This window comes from Maribellus mangrovi (genome assembly GCF_037646455.1).
Taxonomy (GTDB): domain Bacteria; phylum Bacteroidota; class Bacteroidia; order Bacteroidales; family Prolixibacteraceae; genus Draconibacterium; species Draconibacterium mangrovi_A.
In genome coordinates this window covers 110,028-123,353 of record NZ_JBBIXN010000006.1, presented here as the reverse complement: position 1 = coordinate 123,353, position 13,326 = coordinate 110,028, and the positions used below count along the sequence as shown (strand labels likewise).

The 13,326-nt window shown below is 44.3% G+C and carries 8 protein-coding genes; all 8 read left to right on the top strand.

Translation table 11 applies throughout. The features are described 5' to 3' along the window. The first annotated feature begins 1 nt into the window (after position 1). Genes WFY05_RS19710 through WFY05_RS19675 form a run of 8 tightly spaced genes read left to right on the top strand, consistent with a single transcriptional unit; the run spans position 2 to position 13,320 of the window. Positions 2 to 1,450 carry a pectinesterase family protein gene (locus WFY05_RS19710; protein ID WP_340114646.1) on the top strand — a complete coding sequence of 483 codons (1,449 nt, stop codon included), beginning with the start codon at positions 2 to 4 and terminating at the stop codon, positions 1,448 to 1,450. Between the two features lie 10 nt (positions 1,451 to 1,460). Next, positions 1,461 to 3,158: a pectate lyase gene (locus WFY05_RS19705; RefSeq protein WP_340114645.1), complete on the top strand. Its 1,698-nt coding sequence runs from the start codon at positions 1,461 to 1,463 to the stop codon at positions 3,156 to 3,158. A 1-nt stretch (position 3,159) separates the two neighbouring features. Then, the gene (locus WFY05_RS19700; protein ID WP_340114644.1) at positions 3,160 to 3,825 is read left to right on the top strand and encodes a DUF3826 domain-containing protein; all 666 of its coding nucleotides are present in this window, start codon (positions 3,160 to 3,162) and stop codon (positions 3,823 to 3,825) included. Further along, the gene (locus WFY05_RS19695) at positions 3,792 to 6,968 is read left to right on the top strand and encodes a DUF6298 domain-containing protein (RefSeq protein WP_340114643.1); all 3,177 of its coding nucleotides are present in this window, start codon (positions 3,792 to 3,794) and stop codon (positions 6,966 to 6,968) included. Before WFY05_RS19700 ends, WFY05_RS19695 begins: the two co-directional genes overlap by 34 nt. Before the next feature lie 3 nt (positions 6,969 to 6,971). Further along, entirely contained in the window at positions 6,972 to 8,375 is a 1,404-nt protein-coding gene (locus WFY05_RS19690) for a glycoside hydrolase family 140 protein (protein WP_340114642.1), read from the top strand. Further along, positions 8,375 to 9,307: a glycoside hydrolase family 43 protein gene (locus WFY05_RS19685; protein ID WP_340114641.1), complete on the top strand. Its 933-nt coding sequence runs from the start codon at positions 8,375 to 8,377 to the stop codon at positions 9,305 to 9,307. The genes WFY05_RS19690 and WFY05_RS19685 overlap by 1 nt, the downstream gene beginning before the upstream one ends. 6 nt (positions 9,308 to 9,313) lie before the next feature. Further along, positions 9,314 to 12,625 (top strand): MGH1-like glycoside hydrolase domain-containing protein, encoded by a 3,312-nt coding sequence (locus WFY05_RS19680; protein WP_340114640.1) that lies wholly within the window; start codon positions 9,314 to 9,316, stop codon positions 12,623 to 12,625. Positions 12,626 to 12,672: 47 nt separating this feature from the next. Next, positions 12,673 to 13,320 (top strand): DUF3826 domain-containing protein, encoded by a 648-nt coding sequence (locus WFY05_RS19675; RefSeq protein ID WP_340114639.1) that lies wholly within the window; start codon positions 12,673 to 12,675, stop codon positions 13,318 to 13,320. Positions 13,321 to 13,326 lie beyond the last annotated feature (6 nt).

Genomic DNA, 13,326 nt, shown 5'->3' with positions numbered 1-13,326 from the left:
TATGAAATTATCCGGTAAATACTTGCTGCTGTTATTGCTTGTGCTTTTCGTTAATGCAGGATGGGGCCAGGTGTTCGATCTGGTGGTTGATGCACACGGAACCGGTGATTATAATAATATTCAGAAGGCTATAAATTCGGCACCTGATAACAGCAGTGAGCGCACACTAATATTCGTTAAAAACGGAACATACTACGAAAAAGTCCTGCTTCCTGCATCGAAAATGAACGTTAGTTTGATCGGACAAAGTGCTGATGGTGTAATTCTGACTTACGATGATAATCCGCAGAAAGGAACTTCGCCGGCCGACACCTATACCTTGCATGCCGATGCAGCCGGTTTTTACGCCGAGAATATTACTGTTGAAAATACATCGGGAAATGTTGGACAGGCGATTGCCATCCGAACTACCGGCGATACCATGGTTTTTAAAAATTGCCGTTTCCTCGGTTTTCAGGATACCTATTATGCCCACAAACGCAGGCAGTACAACCTGAATTGTTATGTTGAAGGAGCAACGGATTTTATCTATGGCGATGCCACTACTGTTTTCGACAGTTGTAGAATTAATTGTGTAAAAGGAGGTAGCTACATCACAGCTCCCGCCGACACCAAATTAACAACCAACATTGCCGGAAATATCTTTTTGCATGGTTTGCTTTTTCGTTATTGCGATGTAACTGCAGATGCCGATGTGCCGGACAATAGCTATTATCTTGGCCGTCCCTGGCAACCCAATTCTTCGTCGGTATATATCCAGTGTACGTTGGGCGATCACATTAAATCGGAGGGTTGGTCTACCTGGAACGACGACAACCATTTAAGCTCTGTTTTTGCCGAGTACCAGAATATTACTCCTGGTGGTTCACTTGTCGATGTCTCTCAACGTGTAGACTGGAGTTCACAACTCGATTCTGCAATAGTTGCCAATCTGTACAAGCTCGATTTCTTTTTTCGCAAAACGTTTGGCGAACACTGGGATCCCACAAGATTGACGGATAACTTGTCAGATCCATACGGACTTAGTTTGAATGGAAATACATTAACCTGGGACGCAGTGGATGGTGCCATTGGGTATGTTATTCTGAAAGACGATGTGGTATTGGGTTTTGCAGACCTTGAGTCGTACACTAATGAAGCCGTAAATGGCGAAATCAGCAACTTCAAGGTAAAATCAGTTACTAAAAACGGAGCCCTTAGCACAGGGAAAAAGTCTGTTGAAACCGGCGTAATAGTTCCTGCTCAAAATGCAAATTTGATTCGAACTTATAGTAAAGGCATTATTAAATTCGAAGAACCTGTTACATTCAGGATTTACAATGTTTCCGGCTCTTTGATTCGCACAGGAGTAGGGGATGAAGTGGATATAAGCAACGAGCGTTCTGGTGTTTATATCGTTAAGTCCTCAAATAAATTAGGTGATTTAGAAATAAGAAAAATATTGAAATAGAGGATTTGTTATGAAGATTTTAAGATTATTAGTGATCATTACTATTGTAAGTTTTGTGAGTAAAATATCAATTGCACAGTATCCTGATATGGCTGAAGTGCAGCCAAAAGTTGATTCGCTGAACAGGGTTTGGGATAAACAGGATGCAGAAGCGTGGGAGAAAGCATGGCCAACGATTTATAACGACATGCAGAACAATAAAGCATACAACCAGTGGGCACAGCGTGCCGATGATTTGCCTCAGGCTGATATTCCGGCATTTCCGGGAGCTGAAGGCGGTGGTATGTATTCCTTCGGTGGCCGTGGTGGAAAAGTATTTGTTGTAACCAGTTTGGCTGACAGCGGCCCCGGTACTTTGCGTGAAGCTTGCGATGCCGGTGGAGCTCGTATTGTCGTATTTAACGTTGCTGGTGTTATTCACCTCGAACGTCCGATTAATATCAATGCTCCGTTCATAACAATTGCCGGGCAAACTGCACCAGGAGATGGTGTGTGTATGGCAGGCGAATCATTCCTGATCAATACGCACGATGTGGTTATACGTCATATGCGTTTCCGTAGAGGCGCAACATGGGTAGGACGTCGTGATGATGCGATTGGTGGAAATCCGGTAGGAAATATTATTCTCGATCACATTTCAGCTTCCTGGGGACTGGATGAAAACATGACCCTGTATCGACACATGTTTACCGATGCTCCTAATAATCCGAAAGCAACACGGCATAAACTTTCAACCGTAAATATTACCATCCAGAACTCCATTTTTTCTGAAGGACTCGATACCTATAATCATGCCTTTGGAAGTACGCTTGGGGGCCAGAATTCTATGTTTGTCCGCAACCTTTGGACCAATAATACCGGACGTAACCCGTCGGTGGGGATGAACGGTACCTTCAATTTCGTGAATAATGTAGTGAACAACTGGTATCACCGCACAATGGACGGAGGAGATTACAGTACCAGGTACCAGTTGATTAATAACTACTACAAACCGGGTCCGGTAACACCCAAAGATCAACCGGTAGGTCACCGTTTTGTTAAGCCCGAATCGCGTTATACACTGGGTGGAACAAAAATTTACGGTAAGGTTTGGGTCGAAGGAAATATCATGGAAGGTTATCCCGAAATCACAAATAACAACTGGAAGGGAATTCAGATTGAAAACATGGACGGTGCCGGAGAATTCCTGCCGCAATTAAAATCGAACAAACCGTTCAAAATGCCTTATGTACACCTTATGGATGCAAACGAGGCTTATGATTTTGTAGTTGAAAACGCTGGTGCAAACCTGCCTAAGCGTGATCCGGTTGATAAGCGAATTCTTCGTCAGGTAAAAACCAATGAAATTAATTTTGATGATTACACCGAAGTTGACTCGCTATATCAGTTTGAACACCGCCGCCTGGGAAGAGATTCCTGGAAGAAAGGAATCATAACCGATATTCGTCAGGTGGGAGGTTATCCCGAATATGAAGGAACACCTTATTCTGATTCGGATAATGATGGTATGCCCGATGAATGGGAGAAAAAATATACCAAACTCGGTCTTGATCCGAACGATCCTTCCGATGCCGTTGAAGATTGTAATGACGATGGTTACACCAACATCGAAAAATACATAAATGGCATTGATCCGACCAAAAAAGTGGATTGGACCGACCTTGAAAACAATCACGATACTTTGGCAAAAAAAGGAGGAGTAAGATAGGATGATAAAGCGAAGACTGATAATAATATTGAGTGGAGTTCTACTCCTGCTTGCGGGTTTTCAGGCAAAAGCCCAGGAAACCGCCGATGACGAATATACCAGAGTAATAACTGGTAGAGCCGATAAGATTGTTGATGGAATGGAATTTGAGGATAATGCGATCAAGTTTCAGGTTCGCGACATTATTGTTGAACACTACCGTTTTTTGAACGATGCAGAAGAAGCACGGAATGCTGATGTAGGGAAGATCCGTGAAGAATATGCCGACAACAAAGAATTACGTGATGCAAAGATCGATCTCCGTAAAGCCGAGCAGGAACTGAAAACAAGAGACCACCATTTTGCATTTTTAGCTCAGTTAAAACAAATAATTCCTGAGGAAAAGATCGACCAGGTGAAAGATGGATTAACCTACAACGTGCTGAATGTGACATACGGAGCCATGCAGGATATGATCCCCAGCTTAACGGAGGAAGAAAAAGACCAAATATATGTTTGGCTGGTGGAAGCGAGAGAGCATGCCATCGATGGTGGTTCGTCGCGTGAAAAACATGGTTGGTTCGGAAAATACAAAGGGCGAATTAACAATTACCTTTCAGCAAGAGGTTACGATTTGCAGGCCGAACGAAAAGCATGGGAAGAACGATTGAAAGAAGAGAAAAAGTGATACCGCTAATAGGATCAAATACAGAGTTCAAGAGGCAACACAGTTTTACTGTGTTGCTTGCTTTTTTTATGCTCATTTCCTTTTTGTCGTTTGCACAAAAACCAGAGCTGCCATCGCTTCGTTGGGGCGATGGACAACTAAATTATACAAGCGATAGTTTGGGCAATTCCATCCCCGATTATTCATGGTGCGGTTACAAAGCATCAAACGAAGCCATTTCAACGGTTCCGGTAAAAGTCGTAGTTTCTTCAACAACAGGCGATGCTACTGCCGATATCCAGAATGCCATCAACTATGTTTCTGCTTTACCGATGGACGAAAACAGATTTCGTGGTGCTGTTCTTTTGGAAGAAGGCGTTTTTGACGTTTCCGGTAGATTTACCCTCTCAGCTTCGGGAGTTGTTATTCGGGGCAGTGGGAATAAAACAATTGTCAGAGCTACCGGTACCGACAGATCGACACTTTTTCGTGTTTACGGTAAATCAGATATTCAATTTGAAAATTCTACCGCAATCGCTGCTGCTTACATACCTGTGGGAGCCAATCAGATTCCCGTGGAAGATGCTTCTGCATTTACAAAAGGGATGAAAGTAATTATTGAACGGCCCTGTACCCAGGAATGGATCGACGAGCTCGGAATGAATGAATATGGTGGAGAAACCAGTTGGCTTGGTTGGAAACCCGGCGAGCGGATACTTCGCTGGGAACGCACTATTACCGGAGTTCAAAACAATATGCTTACGGTTGATGCGCCGCTGACTACTGCTATCGACGAGAGATTTGGTGGAGGAGTGGTACACACATTTTCGTGGTCTGGAAGAATTACTAATATCGGAATTGAGAATCTGACACTCGAATCGGAATTCAATCCTGAAAATATAAAAGACGAAAACCATTGCTGGTTTGCCATTACCATGGAGAATTTACAGGATGCCTGGGTGCGACAAGTTCAGTTTAAGCATTTTGCAGGTTCAGCTGTGGCACTTTACGAAACAGCAAGTAAAATAACGGTTGAGGATTGTATTTCAAGCGAACCGGTTTCTGAAATTGCCGGTCAGCGCCGAAACACATTTTATACGATGGGGCAGCAAACGCTTTTTCTGAGGTGCTACGCCGAGAACGGACGACACGACTTTGCCACGGGTTTTATGGCAGCCGGACCCAATGCTTTTGTACAATGCGAAGCTAAGAATCCCCACGATTTTAGCGGTGGTATTGATAGTTGGGCTTCAGGTACTTTATACGATATAGTTAGCATCGACGGTCAGGCTCTTGGGTTTAAAAACCGCGGACAGGACGGCCAGGGCGCCGGATGGAATGCCGGAGGTTCTATGCTTTGGCAATGCTCGGCAGCTCGTATCGAATGCTTTGCACCGCCCACAACTCAAAACTGGGCCTACGGTGCATGGGGACAATTTGCGGGGGACGGCCTCTGGTACGAGGCCAACAGCCACATAAGTCCGCGAAGTTTGTTCTTCGCCCAATTGGCCGAGAGACAGAATAAAGACATTAAAGATTTTCGAAAAGAAGTTCTGCCTTTTGAAGGGGAATCTACATCAAGCCCAACGATTGAACAGGCTGCAAAGTTTACTGCTCAATCACTAAATCCACCTGTTCAACTAAAAGATTATATTGCTGATGCAGCAAGCAGAAATCCAATTTCCTTGGAACATGCCGGAGCAGTTTTTGCAAAGGAATTGGTAGGTGAAGACATTGCCAATGCACCTAAAACCACAGAAGTAACCATGCAAAACGGGTGGTTAACTTTTGATGAAAAAGTTCTTTCCGGCCGTAGAATGAATGTTCCCTGGTGGCGCGGTGATCCTCGTCCCTTTGAGGCAAAAAAAGCACAACCTGCGATCACTCGGTTTGTTCCGGGTAGGGTAGGACGTGGTTATACAGACGATTTGCAGCAGGTGGTTGATGGAATGGTAGCCAACAATGTGCTTATGATGCACCACAATTATGGTTTGTGGTACGATCGTCGCCGCGATGATCATGAGCGGGTAAAACGCCTCGATGGAGAAGTTTGGGCCCCTTTTTATGAACAGCCATTTTCGCGCAGCGGACAAGGTGAAGCCTGGGACCGGCTGAGCAAATACGATCTTACTAAACCGGATCCGTTTTATTGGGATCGCTTAAGGCAGTTTGCTGAGCTGGCGGGCCGGAATGGGAAACTGTTATTTCATCAGAACTATTTTCAGCACAATATTTTAGAAGCCGGTGCACACTGGGCCGATTCACCCTGGCGTCCGGCGAACAATATCAATAACACCGGTTTCCCGGAACCACCGCCTTATGCGGGCGACAAACGCATTTACCTGGCCGAACAGTTTTACGATATAAATCACCCGGTGCGCCGCGAATTGCACAAGCAGTACATTCGTCAGTGCCTCGACAATTTTAGAGGACAGTCGAATGTAATTCAGAGCATAAGCGCAGAATATACAGGGCCTTTGCATTTTATGGAATTCTGGCTTGATGTGATTGCGGAATGGCAGGAAGAGACCGGTGAAGATGCGCTGGTGGCACTCAGTTGCACCAAAGACGTTCAGGATGCGATTTTAGCCGATCCGGTTCGCTCAAAAGTTATCGACATCATCGATATTCGTTACTGGGCATATCGTCCTGATGGCACAGAGTATGCACCTCCGGGGGGTGTGAATCTGGCACCTCGTCAGCATGCCCGTAAAGTAAAACCTGGGAAACGTTCGTTTGCAAGTGTATACAGGGCTGTTTCCGAGTATCGGACGAAATTCCCCGAAAAAGCGGTGATCTATTCTGAAGGAAGATACCCAAGTTTCGGCTGGGCTATTTTTATGGGGGGTGGATCAATGCCGGTTATCCCGGCAGAAACTGATGCTGGCTTGATGAAAGCTGCATGCAATATGCTTCCTTTTGATACAGGTAATGACAAGACATTTGGTTTGAGAGATGAAGGAAATGGAATGATTCTTTACGTTCAAAATTCAAACCAGGTTGAGCTTGACCTCAGCGAATATAAGGGGGAGTATTCAGTTCAGTTTATTCAACCTGAAACAGGTAAATTATCGAATGAAAAACTGGAATTGAAAGGCGGTAGCAAGGCTGAAGTAAACTTGCCTGAAAATAAAAATCTAATTGTCTGGATACAAAAGAAGTAAATCATGAAACAAAGTCTGTTTATATTGGCATTACTACTAATTTTTGCTTGCTCACAACCTCAAAAAAAGCAGGTTGATGAATCAACAAAATTGCCTTTGCTGAAGGTTTCAGAAAATAACCGCTACCTGATGACAGAAGATGGAGATCCCTTCTTTTGGCTGGGAGATACCGGCTGGTTGTTATTTGGCAAATTGAGCCGCGAGGAGGCTGATAAATATCTGCAGGACAGAGTTGAAAAAGGATTTAATGTCATTCAGATCATGGTACTTCATTCGCTTGAATACGAGAGTTATTATGGCGACAAAGCATTGATCGATAATAATGTGGCCAAACCGCTGGTGACAGAAGGCAGCGATTTTAACGATCCGGAACAATATGATTTTTGGGATCATGCTGATTATGTTATTAACCTGGCTGCAGAAAAAGGCCTGTATGTTGGATTGGTTCCGGTTTGGGGATCGAATGTGAAAAACGGCGGAGTTTCTACCGAAGAGGCAGCTGTTTATGCCAAATGGATCGCCAACAGATATAAGGACAATGACAATGTTATCTGGCTAAACGGAGGAGATACTTTTGGCAGCGATTCCACAAGAACATGGAATGCCCTTGGAGCCGGAATAGACGCTGTTGTTGGTGACCGTCAGCTGATCACCTTTCATCCGCGTGGTCGTACAACCTCTTCAATATGGTTTCATAACGAGGACTGGCTCGATTTCAATATGTTCCAAAGTGGACATCGCCGTTATGATCAGGACGATACTGAATGGAATTTTGGTGAAGATAACTGGCGCTATGTGGAACACGATCTGGCCATGGAACCACTAAAACCTACGATCGACGGTGAACCTTCTTACGAAGGAATTCCGCAGGGTCTGCACGATACTTTACAACCTTTTTGGAACGATGCTGATGCGCGACGTTACGCTTATTGGTCGGTTTTTGCAGGCGCTTTTGGCTACACCTATGGGAACAGTGCAGTGATGCAGTTTTATAGACTCGAAGATGAAGGTGCAGCATACGGTGCCAAAGAATATTGGGATGAGGCTATTGATATGCCGGGCGCCGGTCAAATGCAGTACCTGAAAACCCTGATGCTTTCGAAACCGTTTTTCGAGCGTGTTCCCGATCAGTCGCTGATTGCATCAGGACAGGGTGAAAAATACGATTACCAGGTAGCGACCCGGGGTAAAAATTATGCAATGCTTTACACGTACAACGGAAGGGAAATTCATGTAGCCATGGGTAAAATTGCCGGCGAAAATGTAAATGCCTGGTGGTTCAATCCAAGAAACGGAGAGTTAACAACCATTGGCGATTTTGAAAATACAGGTGTACAGGCTTTCGATCCTCCGGGGGAGGTAGCCGATGGAAACGATTGGGTGTTGGTACTAAATTCTATTGGATAATGAGAATACTAAAAAATATAATTCCGCTGTTGTTTATTGTTTTGCTTTTCGGCTGCAATAACGAAAAGCAGGTTTACATGTTTAGCACCTTTCGCGAACCGGCCGATAAAGGACTTTTCCTGGTCTACAGTTACGATGGTTACACCTGGAATGATCTCGGTGGTCCGTGGCTGGCACCCGAAGTAGGGCAGCAAAAAGTTATGCGCGATCCTTCAGTGGTAAAAGGCCCCGATGGAACTTTTCACATGGTATGGACTTCTTCGTGGCGCGGCGATCTCGGATTTGGATATGCCAATTCAAAAGACCTGGTGAACTGGTCGGAGCAGGAATTTATTCCGGTGATGGATTACGATACATCAACCGTAAATATTTGGGCGCCCGAACTTTTCTACGACAATGAAAAAGACGAGTACATCATCATTTGGGCATCAACCATTCCATTTAAGTTCGAAAAAGGCATTGAGGAAGAGCGCAATAACCACCGGATGTACTATACAACTACAAAGGATTTCAAAATTTTTTCCGATACAAAATTGTACCTCGATCCCGGATTTAGTGTGATCGATTGTGTGATTGTGAAACGGGGAAAGGACGATTATGTGTTGGTATTGAAAGACAATACACGCCCCGAACGAAACCTGAAAGTGGCTTTTGGAAAAACTCCACTTGGCCCGTGGGAAAATATTTCGGAACCTTTTACTGATAATTTCACCGAAGGACCAACTGTATTGAATTTGGGGGATGAGTGGTTGATTTATTACGATGCATACCGCGAAAAGACTTATTCAACACAAATGACAAAGGATTTTAAAACCTTCGAAGACATTTCTGATCAGGTAAGTTTCCCCGAAGGACACAAGCACGGTACAGTTTTTATGGCGGATGTAAAGGTTTTGAACAATCTGATCAAACTATCGGAAGAGAAAAAGTAAGAGGATATGATGACAGGGATTAGAAATAGCATTCTTTTAGTTTTGGTATTAGCCTTTTGGCCGGGATTTTCGCAGGATACTGTCCATTATGTGGGCACAAAACAGGTGAACATCGATTATCATCACGGGCAGCTCAGTCCGGCATTGGGCGTGCACAACATTCAGGTAATGCGAGCCAATCGCGAACAGCCTGAAATGGCTGATGATTTGGGCTGGACCTACAATCACGCCCCCAATCTGGCTTACTGGAACAACACCTTTTTCTACCATTACCTCAACGATCCGGTAGGAGAACACATTCCGCCCGGCAGAACCATGCTGCTGCGATCGGAAGATGGATATAACTGGACAAAGCCAGTAACGCTTTTCCCGGAATATAAAGTGCCCGACGGAACCACAAAAGAGGGTGTGGAAGGTAAAGCCCGAAAGTTGATATCGGTGATGCACCAGCGGATGGGATTTTATGTGTCTTCCGACGATCGCCTGCTGACACTGGCTTATTATGGTATTTCGCTGAATGAAAAAGACAGCCCTAACGACGGTAATGGAATTGGTCGTGTTGTACGCGAGATTTACCACGATGGTACGTTTGGCCCGATTTATTTTATCCGGTACAACCACGGCTGGAATGAAGACAATACCGATTTTCCTTTCTATAAAAGTAGTTCTGATAACGGTTTTATTGCTGCCTGCGACGAATTGCTTTCCGATCCGCTACAAATGCAGCAGTGGGTGGAAGAAGCTGATCGCGATGATCCGCTCATTCCCATTCAGAAACAGTACAAAGCCTTTAACTTTTATCACGTTCCCGACGGAACAGTAGTGGGACTCTGGAAACATGCACTTACTGCAATAAGTAAAGACGACGGTAAAACGTGGACGGTTCCGCTGCGGGCACCGGGTTTCGTAAATGCCAATGCAAAAATCTGGGGGCAAAAAATGTCTGACGGGAAATACATAACGGTTTATAACCCATCTGAATTTCGCTGGCCACTGGCACTTTCGTTAAGCGACGACGGTTTTGAATATGATAAGTTATTGCTTGTTAATGGCGAGATTACCACCATGCGATATGGCGGAAACTACAAATCGTACGGGCCGCAATATGTTCGGGGTATCCAGGAAGGAAACGGAACTCCGCCCGACGGAAATGCCTGGGTAAGCTACAGCATGAACAAAGAAGACATGTGGATTTCGCGGATCAAAGTTCCTGTTCTCGACCGTGAAGCACAACAGGTAAACGACGTTTTTTCTGAAATGGAAATGGGAAACGAACTGGATCGCTGGAACATTTACAGTCCGTTTTGGGCACCTGTTAAAATAGTTCAGCAGGATGGCGATCGTTGGCTTGCTCTAAAAGATAGAGATGAATTCGACTTTGCCAAAGCCACTCGTTTGTTTCCATCCACTAAAAAAGCTGATGTAGAATTTACGATAAAAACAGGTCAGAACAATACTGGAAAACTCGATATCGAGTTACAGGATGCTGAGAATAATGCGGCCATTCGACTGATCTTTGATAACGACGGTTACCTGAAATACAAGGCCGGATACCGTGTTAATAATCTACAGGAATACGAAGCTGGGAAAGAATACACGATCAGGATTGAAGCAACCACCAAAGATCGTTTCTACAATGTTTTCCTCAACGGAGAGCAGGTACTTCGGCGTTTGTTTTTTGCACCGGTTCACGAGCTCGATAAAATTGTTTTCAGAACGGGTGACGTTCGACGTTTTCCTAATGCCGACACGCCAACCGATCAGGATTTTGATGTGGAACAAAGCGAAAAAGGAAAACCGGTTGAGGAAGCAGCTTTTTACATCAAAAGCCTGAATACACGAAAAGCAGAATCGGCGGCTATTTTAAAAACCGGCGATTTCAAACATTACGTGGATTATTTCAACCGGATGGAAGATGAGAACATCGTTCAGTTCATTCCAAACTCGGAATCGTGGGAATGGATGAAAAAGAATATTCCGCTGTTTGAATGTCCGCAGGATAATTTCGAAGAGATGTTCTACTACCGATGGTGGACCCTCCGTAAGCACATTAAAGAGACACCATTGGGGCTGGCCATGACCGAATTTTTGGTGCAGCGGTCGTATTCCGATAAATACAACCTAATAGCCTGTGCTATCGGACACCATACCTATGAATCGCGCTGGCTGCACAATCCGAAGTATGTGAAGGAAAATCTGAATGTGTGGTACCGCGGAAATGATGGCGGCCCGATGAATAAATTACACAAATTCAGTAGCTGGACACCCGATGCTGTTTACAATTATTATTTGTTAACAGGCGATACTGTGTTTGCTCTCGACATGCTTCCCGACCTGGAAGTGGATTACAGAAAGTGGGAAGAGGAGCGACGGAAACCTACGGGAATGTTTTGGCAAGAGGATGTAAAAGATGGCATGGAAGAGCAAATCTCTGGTGGACGACGGGTGAAAAACGACAGACCAACCATAAACAGTTATATGTACGGAAATGCAGTGGCACTTTCGAAAATGGCAGCACTTGCCGGAAATTCGGAGTGGGAAGAATTATATGCCGCCAAAGCCGATACAATGAAGCAACTTGTGGAGGAAAACCTTTGGAACCCGGAAAGTAACTTTTTTGAAACGGTGAAAGAGGAGGGTGGTTTTGCCAATGTTCGCGAGGCGATCGGATACATTCCGTGGTATTTCAACCTACCTGAGAAAGGTTACGAAACAGCCTGGGAGCAGATTGCTGATCCCGAAGGATTTTTAGCGCCGTTTGGATTAACAACTGCCGAACGCCGGCACCCCGAATTTCGCACACATGGTTGTTGTAAATGTGAATGGGATGGGGCAGTTTGGCCCTTTGCCACCTCGCAAACACTTACCGGAATGGCAAATCTGCTGAATAATTACGATCAGAATATTGTAAATGATTCAGTGTATTTCGACCTGCTGGAAACCTACGTGGAGTCGCAGTACTACCGCGGTCGCCCCTACATTGGCGAGTACCTCGACGAAACCACAGGCTACTGGTTAAAAGGCGATCAGGAACGTAGCCGTTATTACAACCATTCAACATTTAATGATTTACTGATTACCGGACTTGCTGGTCTGCGACCACGGAGTGACGATAAAATTGAGGTTAATCCGCTCATTCCTGAAGATAAATGGGATTGGTTCTGCCTGGATAATATTCTTTACCACGGAAAAATACTAACGATCGTTTGGGATAAAACCGGTGATAAATACGAACTGGGAAAAGGACTGTCAATCATGGTAGATGGAAAACTTGTCGGACAAACTGAAAATATTGGCCGACTGATTTGTAATTTATAATTTTTGAAAATCTATTGCTATTGTTTAAACACGAATCAAAATTGTACATGAATCATTCTGTAATCAAATACTTAAGCATCTTTATTTTTACTTTTCTTTTTGTTTTTAATCTGTCAGCCCAGGAATTAAACGATCAGGAAAAGAAAGCTACTAAATGGGTAGAATCGCTAAATCTGGATGACCAGGAGAAAGAACAACGGTTGGTCAAAGTTATTTCTACGCATTTAACGGCGGTTCGAAATTACCACAACGATCATCCGGTTTCTGAAATTCCTGAAGGCATTAATCCTCGCACGGGCGAAAAACTTTCAGAAATGGATCGCATGATTATTTCACATTCGGCTAAACCGGAATCCATTCATGAAAACCTGATGAACGGATTGAGGGCTGATCTGAGCGAAGAACAGGTTGAAGCCATTCTGGATGAATATACCATTGGCAAAGTGCAGTTCACCATGAAAGGATATCATGCCATTGTTCCCGACCTTACAGAAGAAGAGGAAGCTAAAATTCTGGCTTATCTCAAGGAAGCCCGTGAAATAGCCGTAGATTATAAGAACATGAAGGAGATTTCAGCCATTTTTGAAATTTATAAAACAAAATGTGAGCAGTACTTGAACAGCAATGGCCGCAACTGGAGGCAACTTTATAAGGATTTTGTAAAGCGAAATCAGGAAGAGAAAAAGAATAACTAAAAGGTG